Genomic DNA, 19,718 nt, shown 5'->3' on the forward strand with positions numbered 1-19,718 from the left:
GTAGACTAAATGCCAGTTGGTGTAGATGAATGGTTTTGATCTGTTTTTGATTGATAGAAGTATAATACTTGTCCAGTAAGAAGCACAACCATAGCTATTATTTGAACTAGTACAACTGTGTGAAGAGAATCATGAAACCAGTAAATCATTGCCACCTGCATCATTCCCATAATCCCAGAAATAATTACAGGAATATAATTTCCTAATGATAAGAAATAATACGAGAATATATTTGCGATTGCAAACAATGAGGTTGCCACAGCGTATTTCCACAACAATGGTGCTATTTCTAAATACTCATCACCAAACAGTAAGCTTACTATGGTTTCTGGTAAAAGGATAGTTCCAATAACAATTACCATACACAATAAGGTGATATAACTTACATATTTAAACAAAATCTGAGTTGTGTTTTTATTGTTTTTTTTCAGTTCGATTACTTTAGGAAGTAAGAGCATTACAAACATCCATGCCATGAAGTAAACTACTCGACCTATTAAAGCAAGAGAAGCATATAATCCTGCATCATAACTGTTGAAAAAATGCTTCACTAATAAAATGTCGCTATTATTTATAATGATTTGAGTAAGTTCATAGAATAGGGTAACAATAAAAAAGTGTTTCACAGGTCGACTTAAAATCAGACTGGATTTAATTGACATTCTCTCAATGAAAGGCATCAATTTGAAGGGGAAGAAACCTGCGATTAATGAAATCACGATACCTATGGAAACACTTATTATGGGTTCTAATTTTGGTATGAATAAAAGAAAACTGACAGTTAAAATTAACCTAGTTACCATTTCCAATTGATAGGTAATGGATAAAGGTTTGAATTGATTATTTCCTTGAAGAAAACCCCTATTTACACTCAATATAAAGTAAACAGGAACCGCTGTTCCAAAAATCACAAACATGATAGAATTTTGAGTTTGTAATGCTTGTTGAAGCCACTTTGATAAGGCAATAATTATTGCACCGATGATAATACCGGTAATCACAGACAGTTTAAATATTGAATTGATGAATGAGGATAAATCAAAATATTCTAATAAGGCGCTAAATTTTGTAGTAACCAGCTGAAATGTCATGGCTAAAAATGAAAGTACTAATAAAAAAGTAACGAGTACTGCTGCATCTGCAAATTGCGATGGCCCCAATAGCCTTCCCAGAATTAAATTATAAAAATAATTACCACCGTTCACCAATAGAACACTTAACATAAATAATTGTTCTGAGGTAATTTTTTTGATTTAAGGAAGGTACTGGCTAACATTTTAACTTTTTTAAATTATTGTTTTAAGCAGCTTGATTATCTCTATACTCGTTATAAATATCTTTGTAACCTCTACCAGAGATAGTAATATTGCAATCAGTTCTTAGAGATAAAGAAAGTATAGTAAGTAGTGCAGCAACACCTGTTCTATCAATCAGTGATAGGTTATCTATATTGATATCAATAGAGTTCTCAAACCCTTGCAATAATTTTATATGATTTAATAATGGTTTTGCAGTGGTTAAATCAAGCACTCCAGTTAATTCATAAATCCCGTTTAATTTGTTAATTTGTAAAGACATAATATTGATATTTAAATGATTTTTATTTTTTATTCTCTACAAAGATGCTCTAGCTTAAAGGCTTAGATTGGTTATTTTCGTTTAATCGCATTTTACTGTAGACCAGTGGTAATTATCTTTAGTCTAACCCGATTTACCTATGATTTTATGAAAACGTATGTTTTAATTTCCTTTATAATAACATTGTTTTGTTGTAATAGACTTTATTCACAGGAAATGTCAGAAGGGTTTAAAATGCTAGAGAAAGGTCAATTTAGAGAAGCCCAAGTTTTTTTTAATCAGGTTTTACAGGGTTTTCCTAACAACAAAACAGCAAAGCTTTGTTACGCTAGGGCGACCGGCCTCAATGATAACCCTAGGTTAGCAAAGAATATGTTTGTTGATTTACTGGATGAATATCCCAATGATTTTGAAATTAAACTTAATTATGCCGAGTCCCTTCTTTGGAACAAAGAGTTTCAAAAAGCTAAAGAATACTACGAGAAATTACTAGGATCCCAACCGAATAGTTTTCCAGCTGTATTAGGATATTCAAATACTCTTTCAAATCTAAAATTATATGATCAAGCTATTATTTATATCAATAAAGCTCTTGAATTAGAACCTAACAATGCCAATGCTCTTACCTCTAAAAAGTACATACATTTAGGATATTCAGATTCTCTAGTAAAAAACCAAAAAACTCAAGCAGCTATAAATACCTTGAATGAAGTAAATAAATTAATAAAGGAGGATACTGAATTACTTCAGGTGCTAGCTAATACCTACTTGATCTCAGAAAAAATAGATAGTGCATTTATTACTTATAAGAGAATAAATAAAACAAGAACTGACAGTATTATTTCATTAAACGGTATTGCCTTGGTACAACATTTAAAGAATCAGGATAAAAAAGCTTTAAAAACAGCTTCAAAATCGTTAAGCCTGATAACTTCAAATATTGAACCCAATGCGGTTGCAAGAACACATGAACGGTATGTGCAAGCTCTTATATGGAACTCCAAGTATAAAAAAGCAAGTGATAAAATTGAAATGCTTTTAAACGATTATGGTAATGAAAACTGGATACTAGCATTAAGAGCTACTAACAATGTTTATAAAAGTAATTTTAAATCAAGTATCAAAGACTACGATAAAATTTTAAATAATGATTCATTATCCTTTGACGGTAATTTAGGTAAAGCAAACTCATTAAAAGCATTAGGCCTTTACCAACAAGCCTACCTTAAAGGAATTCAAACATTAGACATTTTTAATCAACAAAAAGACGTTACTAAGTTTCTAAAAAATATAGATCAAAGTTTTACTCCATACTTAAATATCAAACCTAGCTATAGCTTTGATAATGGTGAAAATGAGGCGTATAGTTCACAACTCACACTAAAAGTTCCTATGAGTGCAAAATGGGAATTACTAGCAGATTATACTTATAGAAATACAAGTAATGATTTGTTATCTACTACAGCAACCGCACACTCATTCCAATTAGGATCTAAATACACGATAATTCCAAAAATTGATTTAAAAGGGTTGTTGGGTGTCATTAACACTAATAGTGAGAATACTAACCAAAGTCAGGTTGTCACAAACCTCTCACTCAATATTAACGCTCTCAAATTACAATCCTTATCACTAGGTTATCAACGCACTCTAGAGAGTTTCAATGCAGCTTTACTAGATAGACAATTGATTCAAAACAACTATTATGTAAACTATAATCTAAGTACCAATTTCAACTTAGGATGGTTTACTCAATATTATTATACCTCGCAGAACGATAATAATACTCGTAATTTGCTTTTTACCTCATTATATTATAACATTTTCAAAAAACCTGTTCTTAAAGCAGGTGTAAACTACCAATATATAAGCTTTAAAAATCAAGTGCCTACCACATATTTTAGCCCTAGCAGTTTTAATGCTGTAGAAATTTTCTTAAACCTTAATAGAGATCTTAATTCGATTAAGATTAATCAATGGTATTACGATATTAATCTTGCTACAGGTTTACAAGTCATAGAGGACAATCCTAGTCAATCTACCTATCGTGTACAGGCCAAGTTGGGTTACAAATTGTCAGATCGAGCTTATATTGATTTATATGGATTGCAAAGTAATATTGCGTCAACAACTACCGCTGGTTTTACGTTTACTGAATTCGGTTTGAACCTTAGATGGTACATTACAAAAAGACCGCTATTTAATTTTTCAGAAGCAAAAAAAATGGAATAAAAAAAGACTCAGATTACTCCAAGCCTTTTTTCTGTCTTCCCTCGCTTTGCTCGGTCGCGAAAACATAACTAACCACAATTCCTTATACCTATTGTTTCACGAGTTTCCCCATAAAAGATTCGTTGTTTGATGTAAGAATTTTATAAACATAATAGCCTTTTTTAAGCGAAGTCACATCATATTTAAAGCTATTCTCAGTTTCTAACAAAGATTCAGTTTTATGATCTATCAATCTTCCATTCATATCATATATGTGTAGTTCAATTGAACTTGTAGATACTGGCAACTTAAAGTAGGCAGTTGTATTAGCCGGATTTGGATACACCATAACCTGTGCAATAGCATCGTAATTTTGGTTCACCGACAACGTTGAGAATTGACCGATTTTTAAATCATTGATATTTATTGAAAATGGAATAGTTGTGGAATAATCACTTATAACTGAAAAAACAATAGTTTTAATGTCTGGATAAGAGAATGAAACTCCTGATCTATTTTCAAATTCATTTATTCTTATCGTATGAGTAGTAGTGTTTCCCTGATTAGCCGGAATGGTAAAGGTATACCTGTCAGTCCAGGCGACATCTGCATTTGGAACCAGAACAACCTCTACATCTTGGTCGTTGTTTAAATCAAATTGAATGGTGTCATAATTTGTTATATCCAGACTTTGATCACCAGGTAATAGGTGTCTAAAAAGGTTGATATTACCCTTTACATTACCAGTTACAATAGGATTACGTTCCACATGATAAACATTTGGTGAAACCGAAGTATTACTCGCATTAATATCAAACTGTGATACAGTTGCATAGGTGTCTAGATAGTCCAGTCCCCATGGTCCATCAGCTAGATATAGAGTGTCGGGCTGTGAAGATCCTGTATTGATAGAAAATCCAATATCAAATAAGCCACCAGTTGGAATTATTATATCTTCTTGATAGGCGCCTGAAAGATTAATGGATTGCGTGATGTTTTGTCTTCCAGATTGTTCTGTTACAGACAAATTCCCAGAAAAATTCATAGTTAAAACACCAGTTTTATTTGTGATAGTAAGGTGTAGCGCTCCATTTTTATAGTAACCAGAATTTACGAACACCTCTGGTACTGTAGCTGTCATGGTAGTATTAACTACAGATTGTGATTGATTAAAGTTGCTTAGGATACCATTAGTAATTGCAAAAACCTGTGAAAAAGAACTTCCCCATACTTGAAAATTATAATAATCTCCTGTAGGATACTGGCCTATTTCCCACAAACTATATAGTTCATTTTGAGCACCGTCGTGTTTAATGGAAAACCCCAATGCGTACTCTACCTCACCATTGGCTCGAGTTATTTTTGAACTTATCATGGGATACCCATTTACGGTTACTACACGTACGTCGTCCAGTGAGGAATTATTTAATCGATCGCAAATAACTTTGGAATGATCGTATATAGATCCTGTTGTACTAGTTGCTAGAACAGCCGCTACGCGATTACTTTGTTCATAATAATCTACTGATAAAACTTCATTTGCATTGGTAATTCCTATAAGATCTTGCGGTGTAGACACTTGTGCCACTTCAGTTCCATACATTCCTGTATTAGGAATGTAGGCGTCTAGAGTCGTTTGAGTTCCGCCGTTTTTTGAAATGTACGAGGTAAAACTCTCTTGATTTTTCTTATTTGATTGATGGTTTTCTTTAGATCGTTTAAAATTTCTAACTGCAACTAAGCTAGCTAGCTTACCATCACTTTCTAAACCACCCGTATTTCCCGATGTTACAGTTGCCGATTTGCTTACATCGGCATAATTTGTTGTTCTCAATGCAGTGTATGGATTTGCAGAAACGTAAAATACAGCATCATTAAAATCATTATCGCACGAGCCGTAATCTCTTCTTACATCTTCAAATCCTAGTATGATTCTTTCGTTTTCAGCATCTTGTAGCAAGACACTATGATGCTGTAGTTCGGGTAGGGCTTCTGGGTTAAAGTCTGGGTTTGAGTGTACAGCCCAAAGCGGATTACCTATAGAAGATGTAGAACTATTCCATGCATTTGCCAGAAGAACCCATCCAATTCCCGTTCCTGCAGGAAAAGTTCCTATTTTAACTTTATCACCAGCTAATAATCCGCCACCGCTGTATAGAGCAGATACGTTAGGAAAAATAATTGTTATGTCTGATGGAGTAGGAGCTGTAACTGGAGGATTATTAATATCATAGGTATAAAAACCTAAAACATTCTTATAACCTGCACCTTCACTTACGAAGGTTACCCAAACGTCTGCTAGACTATCAATAATAAGATCGGTATCGTATCCAGCTGTTATATAGTGAGGATTGTAGATGGGAACGGGATAACCTTCTGGCAAAGAATAGCCCACCATATCCATAGTGTCGCTACCTACCACATCACCTGGGTTTTCTAAATATAAAGGTGTGCCCATGGAATCATAGGCTCCTAGATATTGATAACCTTGAGCCCATATTACTTGAGATACGAATAACAAAAGGAGTAGTATTTTCTTCATCTTGACTTTGTTTATATGTGTCAAAATTAGAAGTATAAACGACCTTGTTAGGTGTATTTTCGCTAGACAGGCGTTAAGTGTAGTTGAATGGTTTGATCAGTTAGATTACTGGATTCTTTTATAGGTGGTTAACACGCTTTCGCGAAAGCGTAATATGTCGCATCTACTACAATAAATTTAATCTTTTCATTAAGATAGGGCGATTGGACCTACTTACTGGAACGATGTCCTTTTTAATCAATACACAATTGTCCTCAATATCAATGATCTTTTGAACGTTAATGATGTAAGAACGGTGGACCTTAAGAAAGGTATTATCAGGTAATTTTTCCTCAATTTTCTTTAATGTGCTGTGTACGATATAGTTCTTTGTTTCAGTTTTAATCATAATGTAATCGCCTTTGGCTTCAACTAAATAAATGGAAGGCATATCGATTTTAATGAGTCTTCTGTCAATGTTTACATATAGAATATCATCTTCGTTAAGGCTTACATCGGCTTTTTGCTTTTCGACTTTTTTAGATTTAAACTGTGTAACGGCTTTTTGAACAGCTTTATTAAACTTATTAAGGTCAATGGGTTTAATTAGATAACCTACAATACACTCATATTCAAAAGCTTCAATAGCAAAATTAGGGTCTGACGTGGTGAGTATTACATTAGGTGGATTTTTAATGGTTTGAATAAAGTCCATACCATTAAAATTGGGCATGTGAATATCCAGAAAGATTAAATCAACAGTGTGTTGATTGAGGTATTTCATGGCGTCGATAGCATTTGAAAACTGCTCGATAATTTGTAAACCTTTTATATCACTACAGTAATTTTCAATGATTAATCTTGCCGTAGCTTCATCATCTATGATAATACATTTCATTTTGCTGGCTATTCTAGTGTTTTTAAGTAGGTAGACATGCTGTTAAGAATAGCTTCAAACTCTTTATGCAAGTCGTAATTACCTTCTCTTATTTCATCCTCATATTTAACGGCTGTTTGATAACCGTTTTCTAGCCCTAAGATACTTATTTTATGTTTGAGTTTATGAACAGCCTCTGCAGTTTTGGTTTGTTTTTTTTCATTAAAGGCTTCATGATAGACCTTTACCTCATCGGGAAATTCCAATTTGATGACCTTGATTAATTTTTCTTCAAATACTTTATCGCCTCGACAAAGCGCATCTATATAGGAGCGGTTGGGTTGTTCTGTCATGTTTTAGGTAGTGTAAAATAGAATGTGGTTCCTATTCCAGGCTCAGATTCTATCCAAATTTGTCCGTTATAATACTCGATAATTTTATTTACTATTGAAAGGCCTATTCCCGAAGAACCTTTTTTATTCTCGAGTTTTTCAAATGTTTTGAATATTTTTTGATGGTATTTTTTATCGATTCCTATACCGTTATCTTTTATGTAAAAGATACCTTTTTCACTATTGTTGTAACCTATTTCAATATAACCTTGTTCTTTGTCATTATAGGTTATAGCATTGGTAATCAGGTTTTGGAATAGTTGTCGTACTCTGTAGGTATCACCTTTAATAACTGGTAATTCATTAACTACAAGTTTTATATTTTCAGGAACAACTATGGAGTTTATGATTTCAGAAATTATCTTGTTAGGATGAACATCATAAAAATCGGAATTGTGTTTGTCGATACTAGAATATTGTAGAATACCATCAATAAGGTTATCCATTTTGAGAACATTTTCTCTTACTGTTTCAAGATGTTGTTGCCCAGTAGCATCTAGTGAGTTTTTATAATCTTCTTGAAGCCAGGAAGATAATGTGTCAATACTGCGTAAAGGAGATTTTAAGTCATGGGAAACCATATGAGCATAATCACTTAACTCTTGATTTCTGGCTTCTAAATTATTTAATAAATTTTGCTGTTCTTCAAATGCTGTACTCGCACGCAAGCTAGTTGTAAACTTGTCAATTACCGGTTTTAATTGAGCTAATTCTTTTTGATTTAAATTATTTTTTTTGGTATACAGAAATAAAAACCCAATAGTTTTTAAATTATATACAGCAACATGACCTTGTTTTAAAGTAATCGGAGATAGTTGATTTAGAATCTCATGTTTTTCAACATCGAGCAGTATGTATTCATTATCAATTATAGACAATGGCAGTTCTGATCCTTGGACTCTTAAACTTGTTCCTTTTGGTAAAGAATAAACAGTTTCAAAATAATTTTCTTTTCCTTTAAGTACCCAAGCTGCATTCAAGTTTTGACGCTTGAGCAGCAACTTTATAAATGACTCGCAATTATTTTTGAAATCCAAAGATTTCCCAATAGCCATTGCGTATTCATATAACTGTAAGACCTCAAGTATGTGATTTTGTATTTGCATTATTCAAATAATCCTACTACAACTGTTTTATTATAGAATTCAAGAAACCCTTCACCGTATGACGATATTTCACCCAACGTGAGCGCACCACTTATTGAAATATGTGGATATTTTTCTTTTAGTGTTCCCGTTATTGAGCGAAGTTCTTTATCAAAATCAGTTTCTAGAAACAGTACCCTAGAAATACAGTCAATTATTATTGCCTTTCTCGGTTTGCTAGCGTGTAACAGACTTTCTTGTGCAGCTTGTTCAGCTGCTTTTATTAGTGAATTATTGTCTCCATTCAAAATATCAACCAGTGAGTTGTCCTCTAATTCGGCGATACAAATTATCTCTCCTTTCTCATTAGTCATTAAAGGATCTCTTACAATGCACTCACCATCGTTTTTAACAATACCAAAAGGGTAACCCTTTGCAATATCAAAAAAGTTATCATCACTGAATTTTTTGTTAGAGTGCTTTTCTACAACAGTTTTATAGATTTCGAACGGGTTTTGCCAGTTTATCTCTTGAATAACATCACCATCAGCTTTGGTAACGATATAAGGGCCGTCAACTTTACTCCATCCATGTTTTACTCCAATATGGGATGACATTTTAACAATACTGTAGACCGCTGCGTCCTCAAAAAATCCTTCATTAGTAAATACACATGGTTTTTGTTGAAGTGACAAACTACCTGCGCCACCGCCAAAATAATTCGTTTGCATTCCATAATTTTCATACAATGTACTCATGTAATGAGAAATATTGGAAGTCAAACCGTCAACGTAGGTGATTATACTGTAGGAACCATCTTGAAATTCAAATTTTGGAATAGTGTAATTGGTTGAACTTAATTCTTTTATCAAACAAATCTTTTCTAAATTTTGTAGGGTGTTGATTACTATACCTTGTTCAATAACCTGATTGTTATGAATGACTTTTGGGAAGATCCCACCCATAAAAGTGACTCCAATCTCATTGAGATCATCAACTAATGCTGGAATATCCAATTCTGTATGTTCTGCAACAGCAATTAAAGCACCGTGAGCACCTACGTGATCTTTAATATCCAGAGCAATTTCTTTGCTAGTGTTAGACGTGATTAACATAGTTATTTCTTTAAGGTAAAATAAAAAGTGGTTCCTTGATTAGGAGTACTATCTAGCCATATTTCTCCACCATGTAAATTGACTATTTTTTTTACAATTGAAAGACCAATTCCTGACGAGTCTTTAGAGTGATGAAGGGCATGAAAAATTTTAAAGATTTTTTGATGATATTGCTCTTCAATTCCTATCCCATTATCCTCAATCGCAAACTCGTAAAAACTACCTTGATCTTTACAGCTAAGGGTAATAATACCAAGGTCTTTATCATTGTATTTAATGGCATTAGCAATTAAATTTTGGAATAATTGCTGTAGTTTAATTTTATCACCATTTATAATAGGGAATTTATTATTTATCTTGAATTGAATGTGATCTGGAACGTAGATCATTTCGATTACCTCGCTTATTAAGCTTTCCAGATTCACTTTTTTGAAAGCTTCTACGTTTTTGTCTAAAACGCTATACTCGAGAATTCCACTAATTAATGATTCCATTTTTTCTAGAGTAGACTCAATCAACTCAATATTTTGAATACTGGAATCGTTTAAAATACCTTTATTGTCTTCTCTTAACCAAGATACCAATGCGTTAATACTACGCAATGGTGATTTTAAGTCATGAGAAACTATGTGAGCATATTCTTTTAACTCATTATTACTTTTTTCTAGACTTTTAACTAGATCTTCCTTTTGTAATTGAAGGTTCTTAAAATCTGTAATATCAAGATGAATTCTTATTGATCCTAATTGATTTCCTTTTACATCAACGTTTTTAATACCACTAGATAACCAATATTTAGTTTCTTGATTCTTGTTTTTAATTTTTAGTTCATAAGTATAAGATCCGTCATCAATAAGTTCTGTTTCATCGGGATTAAAAATTTTCTTTTCTGCTTCAATTAAAAGAAAGTCTTTTCCATTTCTTCCGATAAGCTCTTCTTCTTGATAGCCAGTCATTTCAATGAATCTCCTATTTACTAGTTGAATTTCGTCTTTTGAGTTTACTTCAACTAGACCGATATTCATATTATCAATGATAGACCTATACTTTATTCTTTCAGCCTCAACAGCCTTTTGATAGGCCGCATCTAACGTAATATCGCGTACTATACCTTGTGCTGCAACAGGTTTACCTTCTTCGTTTTTGATAATACTAGCATTGATATGGACTAACCTAGTTTTTCCCGATTTAGTGTGGATGTGAATTTGAAAATTAGTAATAGAACCTTTGGTGATTAATTTGTTAAAGCCATTAGCAACATGGTCAAGATCATTGTCTTTTACTAACTCTAATAAACTAAATTCTTTTTCTTCATTATTCTGTTCCAATAACTCTATCGCAGAATCATTCATTTTAAGGACTTTACCTTGTAGGTCCATAATAACATAAGCATCTACTATGTTTTCAAAAACGCCTTGTAATTGCGAGTTTTTTTCATAAATAAGCTTTTCAAGCTGTTGGTTACTACTCTTAAGTTCTTGAGTTAACTTATATAAATCTGCAGACTTTTCTTCTAGAATTTTTTCAGCTTGTTTACGAGCCATTTTTTCTCTAGATAAAGCCCTTTTTAATATGTCTATTTCGTTTTGTGACATTTAAGCATAGCTTATATCAAATCTTACTTCAGTTCCTAATTCATTGAGTTTATAGAACTCGATATTTACAGGAGTTTTAAACAGCTTGAATGTTTCTGTCATCAATCCTTTACAAAGCATATAGAGAGCCTTATCTGATTTGTAAATTATCTTCATTGAATCAGAATTTTTCTCTTGTATTTCAAAAGTTGGTAGTTGAGCTTCGGGATATATTTTTTTTACTTCAACATGAATGTGATTTTCGATAGAGGCTACGAGATCCATGGGATCTTTATAATGCTCCACGATATTGGGATGCATATTGATTAAAGCAGCAAACAAATGTTCTGCATAAACGAGTAATAAATCATCCACAGAAATATTAGTGTTCTTACTTAAATGGGTAATGAGTTGTAACATTTCTGAAAATTCGTAGGTTCCAACCGAGGTATATATCCCTTGAGATTCCAATTCAGATTCATTGATAATGGTATCAACCATCGAGAGTCCGAATTTTTCTTCTACTAGTTCTAAAAATTCTGTGAATATGATTCCTTTCATTCTTATAAGGTGATTAGTTCATTTATACTCCAGTAAGATAAGAGTTTTTCCATTTTAAAAACGTAATCTTCATATTTTAAAGGTTTAAGAACATATCCTGCCACACCTATTTTATAACATTCCAATAGATCACGATGATTACCCGATGTTGTAAGAACAATTACAGGAATGTAGCGCAATCTGTCATCGTTCTTTAACTTTTCTAAAAACTCAATACCATTAATTTTTGGCATATTTAGGTCTAACAAAATAATGTCCGGTAAACTATCTTTTTTATTTAGAATATCTAAAGCCTCTTCACCATTACTGGCTTCTATAAGTTGATGTTTTATTTCTTGAGAGTTAATAACACGATTGACTTTCATCACTTCAATAGTATCATCTTCTAAAAGTAAAATTTTAAGGGAACGACCTTTCATAACGGTAAAATTGTGCAGCAAATTAGCATGTATGCTCAAAATCTCAGCTCCATTATCGATGACTACACTTTTAAGTGTCGACGGATGGCAGTTAAGTGTCGACGAATGGTTTTTCTCTTTGCGCAATGCATTAAGTCACCTTTTGTCTTTTACGTAATAGTAAAGAAGTAACGAGTTATAAATTAATTACATAAAGTATTGTAAAAACAAAAAAGCCACTCAGTAAACTGAATGGCTTTTCAAGTTGTGGGCCCACCTGGGCTCGAACCAGGGACTTTCTGATTATGAGTCAGATACTCTAACCAACTGAGTTATAGGCCCGAAAGAAGTTGTTTTATTTCTTTCTTCCTTTAAAAGGACTGCAAATTTAATCTATTTGTCGGTTGTAGCAAATTATTCTGTTATTTCTTGACATAATTCTACTAGGACACCATTACTGTCTTTTGGATGTACAAACGCAATAAGCTTATTATCAGCACCTTTCTTAGGTTCTGCATTTAAAATAGTGAACCCTTCTTTTTTCAGCCTTTCTAGTTCTTCATAGATGTTTTCAACAGCAAAAGCCACATGATGTATTCCTTCTCCTCGTTTTGCGATGTATTTTGAAATAGCGCTGTCTTCATGCGTAGCGGCCAAAAGTTCAATTTTATTCTCGCCGCTCATGAAAAAGCTAGTCATAACGTGCTCACTAGCTACTTCTTCTTGTTTATAAGGTTTTCTTCCTAATAACTTGGTATAGGTTTCGTTTGCTTTATCGAGATCCTTTACGGCTATACCTAAATGTTCAATTTTACCTAGCATAAAAGTTTTTTTCAAAAATACTACATAAGTATTATTGACAATTTTTAAGCTGTTCAATAGTCCCTTCTTTTCCCCATCTAGGTGCATAACCATCTGGAGTTTCTTTTTCAAATAACTCAAGTGCGGTATCAAGTTGACTGCAGTAAGGTGTTATGTCTTTACCAAAAAACTTGGCACTACCTATTAACCATTGTGCCCTGCTAGTCACTACTCGTGGATTATTAGGTGTTAACTTCATAGCTTTCTCATAGATCGCTGTTACTTTAGGTGATAACTTCATACCATAAGCGCTACTATCCATGGTTATATAAGCAGTATAAAGTAGTGCTTGTAAAACCATAACCTCTGTATTATCCGGTGAAATTAGTAAGGCATTATCAATTTGTTCTTGCGCTTTTTTCAAGTACAGTGCAGTTTGATCTTTTGGGTTTTGTCCCCAAGAACTATTTAGATAACAAAACGCAGCATAATAAGTTGGCAACCAATTTTCTTTTTCTACTCTCGCGATTTGTTCAAATTGGGGTGCGGCTTCAATCAAGTCTGTTTTCATCGAGGTGAATGCTTTGTTCATGGCTTTTTCATAAGGTGATTGAGCAATGACTTGTTGACTGATACATATTACTAGTAGTAAATAAAGAGTTTTCATAATGTTTTGTTTTAAATATGATACAAGTTTATGTGTGAGTACGCTTTCGCGAAAGCGTAATTAACCCAACTGTTATTTAATAGTACTGAGTTGTTGGTCTTATAAATTATCCAATTGATTATCGTTACCACCTATCGTCCAGAAAAATCCAAGGAAAATAAACCTATCTGCAGCTTGCCCTATGGTTCTACGGTCAAATTGCGCATTTGAGTTTTGTGTATTACTATATTGATAACCAAATACATTATCACGACCTAAAACGTTGCTTACAGATAGATACAAGATTTTTTGATCATCGATGAGGTAAGCCCAGCTCATATCTAAAGATTGGAATGATTTTGCCTTGCTGTTTTGAAATCCGCTACTGTTGGGATCGGTATAAGGTCTACCACTTGCTAGATTGTAAGTAAGACCTAATTGAGACTTCCAATCTTCTACCCAATACTTAGTTACGATACTCAAATTATGATCGGTAGCAAAATTAGGAGTTGCCTGTTCAGGAAAGTTTCTAAATTGTCTTTCAGTGTCTAAATAACTATAACTTACCCAGTATTCAAGGTTTTTCAAGCTTTTGTCATCTCTCCAAAATACGTCTAACCCTTGCGCATATCCATCACCAGTTGTATTAAATGAACTATTTATCTCTGGCATACTCGTATCATATCGTAATAATTGGTTATAGTTTTTTCGATAAGCTTCAATACGTAGCATGCGGCCATTTTTCTTATATAAATAATTAGCTATAAAATGGGTTGCTCTTTGATTATCTAGCCTTGACTCATATTGCAGAGCTTGATCTGTTTGCGGTTGGTAAAAATCTCCATAGGCGAGAGAGACCTGACTGTGATCAGTTAAACTGAGTGCTGCGCTCAATCTAGGTGAGACATTAACTTTTTGTAGGTGATCATAATAATCGGCACGTACGCCTATCTTAAAGGCCAGGCTTTTATTGGCAAATATTTCAGATTCAGCATAGGCAGCAGTATTGGAAAAAGTGATCCCTGATTTAAAGCTTTCATTAGTTAATGCAACGTCTTGATTGGTGTTAATAGAGAACTGTTCTACACCATAACTCATATTAAAATAATTGCTATACCGTTTATTTGTTTTTACTTTTAAATGGGTAGCATTTTGCTGTGTTCTAATTCTAGTTTCTGATATCTTTAATTGGTTGCGGTCATGGGAAAAACTTGCTCCTGATTCTAATGACCACTCGTTACCTAATTCAACTTCGTAATTTAAATTACCATAAAGATTGTTGTTATTAAGTCCAAAGAAAATTCCATCTGGTAAATTAATGTCTTCTTGAATGAGACTAAAATCGGAATAGGAATAGGCTCCATAGGCTTTGAACAGGCCTTTGTTAGTTTTTTTACGATATACAGCTTCACCTGCGAGAGATTGATATGGGTCTTCAAACTGATTGTTTTGAGGGATGAGCTCGTTGTAAGGGCCTAGGTTAAAGTAGGATGCGTTTACAGTAATACTTTCGTTATCCCAAATTTCTGTTCTACTAGCTGATGCTCCTACGGTCATGACAGATAAATCTGTACGTTCCTCGAGCGGTAGATCGGTTGAGTTTAGAAGTAAAACTCCGCTCAGTGCATTACCATATTCTGCGCTGTAACCACCAGTGGAAAAAGAAATGCCATCAAATAAGAAAGGAGAAAACCTACCACGAGTAGGAATGTTTCCTGTAACGGGTAAGAAAGGTTGAAAAACTCTACTACCATCGATGAAAATTTGTGTTTCATCTGCCTGACCACCTCTTATGAATAAGCGTCCGTCATCTGGATTTGCGCTGGTTCCAGGAAGTGTTTGAAAAGCGCCTATAACATCTCCTAGCGCACCTGCAGTAGTAACAATGTCTAAGGGTTTTAAAGCGTTAGTTTTTGAATTATCTCCAGCACTAAAGCTACCTGCACTAATCACAACCGTGTTAAGTGAATTCATGCTTTCGCGCAAGCGTACTTTGATTTCTTGCATTTGGCCTACGCTTGCGTTATGCCTAAACTCATCATATCCTATAAAAGTAATTACAAGGGTATGAGCACCTGTTTGGGTAGTGGTAAAGTTAAATACTCCATCCATGTTTGTAGTCGTTCCATCATAGGTGCCTTCTAAATAAACATTGGCACCTAGAACTGGTGTACCATCTGGTTCTACAACTGTTCCTGTAATGCTGGTTTGGGCTATTGATGATATACTTATAAAGAAAATAAGGTAATTAAGGATTTTCATGGTTTCAGTTTTTATTCTGATACAAAAGTGTGATTACCTTATGTGTACAAAGAATTGAGTTACCTGAAATGTGAAATCACATACCTCAACTGTCATTTTCTATTTTAACTAGATGAAAGGGAAGATCTTTTCTAAACCTTTTTATCGGGAATGGCAAAACTTTATCTTTACCATATCCTTATTTAGTAGGATAATAGCTTTAATTATCCATTATAAAGAATTTGAAAAAGGAAGTTTAAAACAAATTAAATGAAGACAGCTTTAATTACCGGTGCCACTAGTGGAATAGGATTAGCAACCGCCATTACGCTAGCAGAAAATGGTTTTTCACTTGTTCTATGTGGACGTAACACCCAAAAATTAAATGAACTAGAGAAGGAATTAGGAGATCTCGTTCCAGTTACAACATTAAGTTTTGACGTACGAGATCAGGTGGCTGTCAACAAGGCAATAGCTAGTTTGACAAACGAGCCATTTGATTTTATTGATATTTTAATCAATAACGCTGGTAACGCTCATGGTCTTGATGCGATTGATCAAGGTTCAACTGAAGATTGGGACGCCATGCTGGATATTAATGTTAAGGGATTGCTCTATGTAAGCAAGGCTATTATACCACAAATGAGAGACGCAGGCCGTGGTCATATAATAAACATAGGATCTACCGCTGGTAAAGAGGTTTATCCAAAAGGAAATGTTTACTGTGGTAGTAAACATGCGGTTGATGCAATTACAACAGGAATGAGATTGGATTTAAATCCCTACGGTATTAGAGTAGGAGCTGTAAACCCAGGATTAGTAGAAACAAATTTTAGCAAGGTGAGGTTTAAAGGAGATACTAATCGAGCCGATCAGGTTTATAAAGGTTACATGCCTTTACAACCAGAAGACGTGGCAGATGCTATTTTATTTGCAATCACAAGACCACCACATGTAAATATTGCCGATCTTACCATGATGTGCACAGCGCAGGCCAGCAGTACCATAGTGAAAAAAGAAATATAGTTTTATGAACCCTACACACGGTTCTTTTACTGTTGAGGAGGCAAAACGCACCCTAGAACGATACTGCGCTTATCAGGAACGTTGTCACAAGGAAGTAGTTGAAAAGTTAAGAAAAATGAACATGATTCAACTCGCAATCGATGAGGTTGTTGGTCATTTGATAGAACACGACTTTTTGAATGAAACTAGGTTTGCAGGTGCTTTTGCCAGAGGCAAGTTCAGAATTAAAAGTTGGGGAAAACAACGAATTATCAGAGAGCTCAAAATGCGAGGTCTAAATGATAGAACCATAAAGGTTGGACTCCAAGAGATTGAACCAGAGGATTATTATCATGTATTTGATACGCTTTCGCGAAAGCGTAATAATCAACTTAAAGAGAAGGATAAGTATAAAAGACGTAAAAAACTTGCTGATTACCTACTTTACCGAGGATGGGAAAGTAATTTGGTATATGAGAAAATTCAAGAACTTATACCTTGATTCCTAATTTTTTATGAGTACGTACGATAGCTTGCTCGTTTTTATAATCTATCCATTCTTGACCTTTACGCCTGCGCATGAAGTTGTCATAGTGTCTCATGATAAGTAAGTTATAAAGAGCTTTTCCTAGATTTTTAATTTTTCTAGGGTAACTGCGCAAGCTTATTGAAAACCCTGGTGTTAAATAGTGCATGTAATGCCAGTAACCTTCTGGCATATATAACATTTCACCATGATTGAGCTCACATACATACCCTTGTGCTTGCTTAAGCGCTGGCCACTTATCAAAATCAGGATTTGTAAAATCGATATCTTCTCTAGAAATTAAGGAATGAGGAACTCTATATAAATACTTTGATTGATCAGGTGGTAGAATTATACAACGTTTTTTACCGTGAAAATGAAAGTGTAAAATGTTTGTAAAGTCTATATCAAAATGCATAAACACTTTTGAATCGGTCCCACCAAAGAACATCATAGGTAGACCTTTAATCAACTTTAAGCCAATGTCTGGAAATTTAAAGTCTTTTTGTAAGGCAGGTACTTCTTTAAGAATGTTATAAAGAAATATTCTGAAATTGGTAGGTTTCTCAAGTAACAGATCTATATAATCTGTCATTTTCATTTCTGCATGAGCTTGATTAAAACCTTCATCATGTCGTACAGGTCTGTCATCGTAAAGTGGTACAGTCTGATCGCCAGCCATTTTACGTATATATTCTAGATTCCACTTTTCATATGCAGGCCAGTCCTCTGTAAGTTGTTCAATTACAACTGGTTTTTGAGGTTTTAAATAATACTTTATAAAATCTGCTTTACTAAGTGTTTTTACTCTCGGTATTTGTTCTAGATTAAGTCCCATAGCAACGGACAAAAGTAAGAAATAACATTGAATAAAAAGGACAGGCTAAATACTGTGAACGTTGCTTATAAATTGTTTTAATTTTCCTCGTGTGCTACGATCTAGAAATTCTTTTTTTGTAAAAATTACAGATAAACCAGGTTCTAAATATTCATCCATAGAGCGCTGAATGTTACTTTTCAATGAATCAGACAATTCGTTTTTACTTACATATTGTATCTCAAATTCACTAGGAGTTGTTTGAATTACAATAAATTCTAGAATGTCAGAATCTGTATTAATAATACTTTTTGTAACGTAGTAAAAGGTAAGGCCTGGCACAACTTTGCCACTTGGTAACCTAGCTACGTCGCTTGTTCTACCTTGTAATTGTTTTAAAATTAACTTGCCACTAGAATGGGTTTCAATACTACCTATATCACCTATTTCATAGCGTATCATAGGATGTGCCTTGTTATATAAATCGGTGATTAATATACGTCCAGTTTGACCTGGTAGAACTGATTTGTTGTTATCATCAACTACTTCAATAAATAGATTGTTATTATTAAGTACAAACAGGTTGTTTGAATTCTCCATAGCAATCAAACCAACTTCACTAGCGCCATACTCATTAATAATAGGAATACCTAAACCCTTTTCTAGCGTTATTCGATCATCAGGAAACAACATTTCACTAGTAACAATACACGCTTTTAGAGTAGGGCATAGATTTTTTAATACCTGTTTGTTATTGATACAATATTGTGCAAGTAATAAAATGCTACTCGTATAACCATTGATGTATTGAAAGGGAGATTTTTTAAATCTATCTATAAAATACTCAAGGACCTCTTCATTAAGATTGAAAATAGGAAATCGCTTGCGCTGGCTTACATAATCTTTTAATAGTTCAATATACCTAGACTTGCCACTTAAAGGTATCCCATAAAACCTAGCTTGATAATCTTTATCTAGGTTTATATCATGTTCATTATAAGCATTAAAAAAAGCTGCCCAAGTGATGGCATGTGCATATTTGTCCTTGGCAAAATAAAAAGGATGACCACTGCTACCGCTAGTTTTTCCTTTAAATAGTTTTTTGTATCCAGGTGTTATTCTTTTTTCTAGCGGTTGTTGTAGATCTCTTTTAGTGAGAATGGGTAATGAATCCCATTCATTACTTTGAGTTATAGAAGAATAAAATGGATTATGTGTAATATGGTGGGCTACTATTGCTGCTTTTCTATCCTCAATTTCTTGAACTGTACTTTGTGATAATAGAGCATACTCTAGCTTAGCTTGTTCTATATCATATCCTTGTAAGCTTAAGGTTTTAGAGAATAAGGGTAACGGCAAAATATGATTTT

At 33.7% G+C, this 19,718-nt stretch carries 18 protein-coding genes and 1 tRNA gene; 3 read left to right on the top strand and 16 right to left on the bottom strand.

The genetic code is table 11. The features are described 5' to 3' along the window. Positions 1-5 precede the first annotated feature (5 nt). The gene (locus BST91_RS11650; RefSeq protein ID WP_085775479.1) at positions 6-1,223 is read right to left on the bottom strand and encodes an oligosaccharide flippase family protein; all 1,218 of its coding nucleotides are present in this window, start codon (positions 1,221-1,223) and stop codon (positions 6-8) included. 76 nt (positions 1,224-1,299) lie between these two features. Beyond that, the gene (locus tag BST91_RS11655) at positions 1,300-1,578 is read right to left on the bottom strand and encodes a hypothetical protein (protein ID WP_085775480.1); all 279 of its coding nucleotides are present in this window, start codon (positions 1,576-1,578) and stop codon (positions 1,300-1,302) included. Positions 1,579-1,794: 216 nt separating this feature from the next. Here BST91_RS11655 and BST91_RS11660 point away from each other — a divergent pair, with 216 nt between their 5' ends. Further along, positions 1,795-3,810 (top strand): tetratricopeptide repeat protein, encoded by a 2,016-nt coding sequence (locus BST91_RS11660; RefSeq protein ID WP_157546969.1) that lies wholly within the window; start codon positions 1,795-1,797, stop codon positions 3,808-3,810. Between the two features lie 88 nt (positions 3,811-3,898). Here BST91_RS11660 and BST91_RS11665 read toward each other — a convergent pair whose 3' ends face one another. The 12 genes from BST91_RS11665 to BST91_RS11720 all read right to left on the bottom strand — a co-directional run bounded on the left by BST91_RS11665 (position 3,899) and on the right by BST91_RS11720 (position 16,021). Next, positions 3,899-6,331 carry a DUF4114 domain-containing protein gene (locus BST91_RS11665; protein ID WP_085775482.1) on the bottom strand — a complete coding sequence of 811 codons (2,433 nt, stop codon included), beginning with the start codon at positions 6,329-6,331 and terminating at the stop codon, positions 3,899-3,901. A 166-nt stretch (positions 6,332-6,497) separates the two neighbouring features. After that, a complete protein-coding gene (locus tag BST91_RS11670; protein ID WP_042276628.1) occupies positions 6,498-7,208 on the bottom strand; it encodes a LytR/AlgR family response regulator transcription factor in 711 nt (236 codons plus the stop codon). Between the two features lie 8 nt (positions 7,209-7,216). After that, on the bottom strand, positions 7,217-7,540 hold the full coding sequence (locus BST91_RS11675) for a hypothetical protein (protein WP_060523447.1): 324 nt from the start codon (positions 7,538-7,540) through the stop codon (positions 7,217-7,219). Beyond that, on the bottom strand, positions 7,537-8,685 hold the full coding sequence (locus tag BST91_RS11680; protein WP_244895634.1) for a sensor histidine kinase: 1,149 nt from the start codon (positions 8,683-8,685) through the stop codon (positions 7,537-7,539). Before BST91_RS11680 ends, BST91_RS11675 begins: the two co-directional genes overlap by 4 nt. Further along, a complete protein-coding gene (locus BST91_RS11685) occupies positions 8,685-9,779 on the bottom strand; it encodes an FIST signal transduction protein (RefSeq protein WP_085775483.1) in 1,095 nt (364 codons plus the stop codon). Before BST91_RS11685 ends, BST91_RS11680 begins: the two co-directional genes overlap by 1 nt. Before the next feature lie 2 nt (positions 9,780-9,781). Then, positions 9,782-11,374 (bottom strand): PAS domain-containing sensor histidine kinase, encoded by a 1,593-nt coding sequence (locus BST91_RS11690; protein WP_042276624.1) that lies wholly within the window; start codon positions 11,372-11,374, stop codon positions 9,782-9,784. Further along, complete coding sequence (locus BST91_RS11695; protein ID WP_042276621.1) at positions 11,375-11,914, bottom strand: heme NO-binding domain-containing protein; 540 nt, start codon at positions 11,912-11,914, stop codon at positions 11,375-11,377. A 2-nt stretch (positions 11,915-11,916) separates the two neighbouring features. Further along, the gene (locus BST91_RS11700) at positions 11,917-12,333 is read right to left on the bottom strand and encodes a response regulator (RefSeq protein ID WP_042276618.1); all 417 of its coding nucleotides are present in this window, start codon (positions 12,331-12,333) and stop codon (positions 11,917-11,919) included. A gap of 247 nt (positions 12,334-12,580) precedes the next feature. Continuing rightward, positions 12,581-12,654 (bottom strand) — tRNA-Ile (locus BST91_RS11705). A 72-nt stretch (positions 12,655-12,726) separates the two neighbouring features. Then, the gene (gene mce, locus BST91_RS11710) at positions 12,727-13,134 is read right to left on the bottom strand and encodes a methylmalonyl-CoA epimerase (RefSeq protein ID WP_042276616.1); all 408 of its coding nucleotides are present in this window, start codon (positions 13,132-13,134) and stop codon (positions 12,727-12,729) included. Positions 13,135-13,165: 31 nt separating this feature from the next. Continuing rightward, the gene (locus BST91_RS11715) at positions 13,166-13,780 is read right to left on the bottom strand and encodes a tetratricopeptide repeat protein (RefSeq protein WP_085775484.1); all 615 of its coding nucleotides are present in this window, start codon (positions 13,778-13,780) and stop codon (positions 13,166-13,168) included. A gap of 99 nt (positions 13,781-13,879) precedes the next feature. Further along, on the bottom strand, positions 13,880-16,021 hold the full coding sequence (locus BST91_RS11720) for a TonB-dependent receptor (RefSeq protein WP_085775485.1): 2,142 nt from the start codon (positions 16,019-16,021) through the stop codon (positions 13,880-13,882). A gap of 249 nt (positions 16,022-16,270) precedes the next feature. Here BST91_RS11720 and BST91_RS11725 point away from each other — a divergent pair, with 249 nt between their 5' ends. Together BST91_RS11725 and BST91_RS11730 are read left to right on the top strand one after the other, a co-directional pair. Next, entirely contained in the window at positions 16,271-17,026 is a 756-nt protein-coding gene (locus tag BST91_RS11725) for an SDR family NAD(P)-dependent oxidoreductase (protein ID WP_042276612.1), read from the top strand. A gap of 4 nt (positions 17,027-17,030) precedes the next feature. Continuing rightward, positions 17,031-17,507, top strand: coding sequence for a regulatory protein RecX (locus BST91_RS11730; RefSeq protein WP_085775486.1), 477 nt, complete (start codon positions 17,031-17,033; stop codon positions 17,505-17,507). On the opposite strand, the gene BST91_RS11735 is transcribed toward BST91_RS11730, so the two are convergent. Together BST91_RS11735 and BST91_RS11740 are read right to left on the bottom strand one after the other, a co-directional pair. Next, entirely contained in the window at positions 17,497-18,369 is an 873-nt protein-coding gene (locus BST91_RS11735; protein ID WP_042276609.1) for a cupin-like domain-containing protein, read from the bottom strand. The genes BST91_RS11730 and BST91_RS11735 overlap by 11 nt on opposite strands. A 45-nt stretch (positions 18,370-18,414) precedes the next feature. Further along, positions 18,415-19,707, bottom strand: coding sequence for a phenylacetate--CoA ligase family protein (locus tag BST91_RS11740; protein WP_085775487.1), 1,293 nt, complete (start codon positions 19,705-19,707; stop codon positions 18,415-18,417). Positions 19,708-19,718 lie beyond the last annotated feature (11 nt).

This window comes from Nonlabens tegetincola (genome assembly GCF_002117085.1).
GTDB lineage: Bacteria > Bacteroidota > Bacteroidia > Flavobacteriales > Flavobacteriaceae > Nonlabens > Nonlabens tegetincola.

Bases quoted from the DNA above. Each gene is read 5' to 3' on its own strand.
- BST91_RS11695 (WP_042276621.1), bottom strand. From the start codon at position 11,914: ATGAAAGGAATCATATTCACAGAATTTTTAGAACTAGTAGAAGAAAAA.
- BST91_RS11660 (WP_157546969.1), top strand. From the start codon at position 1,795: ATGTCAGAAGGGTTTAAAATGCTAGAGAAAGGTCAATTTAGAGAAGCC.
- BST91_RS11700 (WP_042276618.1), bottom strand. From the start codon at position 12,333: ATGAAAGGTCGTTCCCTTAAAATTTTACTTTTAGAAGATGATACTATT.
- mce (WP_042276616.1), bottom strand. From the start codon at position 13,134: ATGCTAGGTAAAATTGAACATTTAGGTATAGCCGTAAAGGATCTCGAT.
- BST91_RS11665 (WP_085775482.1), bottom strand. From the start codon at position 6,331: ATGAAGAAAATACTACTCCTTTTGTTATTCGTATCTCAAGTAATATGG.
- BST91_RS11675 (WP_060523447.1), bottom strand. From the start codon at position 7,540: ATGACAGAACAACCCAACCGCTCCTATATAGATGCGCTTTGTCGAGGC.
- BST91_RS11730 (WP_085775486.1), top strand. From the start codon at position 17,031: ATGAACCCTACACACGGTTCTTTTACTGTTGAGGAGGCAAAACGCACC.
- BST91_RS11720 (WP_085775485.1), bottom strand. From the start codon at position 16,021: ATGAAAATCCTTAATTACCTTATTTTCTTTATAAGTATATCATCAATA.
- BST91_RS11715 (WP_085775484.1), bottom strand. From the start codon at position 13,780: ATGAAAACTCTTTATTTACTACTAGTAATATGTATCAGTCAACAAGTC.
- BST91_RS11680 (WP_244895634.1), bottom strand. From the start codon at position 8,685: ATGCAAATACAAAATCACATACTTGAGGTCTTACAGTTATATGAATAC.
- BST91_RS11650 (WP_085775479.1), bottom strand. From the start codon at position 1,223: ATGTTAAGTGTTCTATTGGTGAACGGTGGTAATTATTTTTATAATTTA.
- BST91_RS11725 (WP_042276612.1), top strand. From the start codon at position 16,271: ATGAAGACAGCTTTAATTACCGGTGCCACTAGTGGAATAGGATTAGCA.
- BST91_RS11735 (WP_042276609.1), bottom strand. From the start codon at position 18,369: ATGGGACTTAATCTAGAACAAATACCGAGAGTAAAAACACTTAGTAAA.
- BST91_RS11690 (WP_042276624.1), bottom strand. From the start codon at position 11,374: ATGTCACAAAACGAAATAGACATATTAAAAAGGGCTTTATCTAGAGAA.
- BST91_RS11655 (WP_085775480.1), bottom strand. From the start codon at position 1,578: ATGTCTTTACAAATTAACAAATTAAACGGGATTTATGAATTAACTGGA.
- BST91_RS11685 (WP_085775483.1), bottom strand. From the start codon at position 9,779: ATGTTAATCACGTCTAACACTAGCAAAGAAATTGCTCTGGATATTAAA.
- BST91_RS11670 (WP_042276628.1), bottom strand. From the start codon at position 7,208: ATGAAATGTATTATCATAGATGATGAAGCTACGGCAAGATTAATCATT.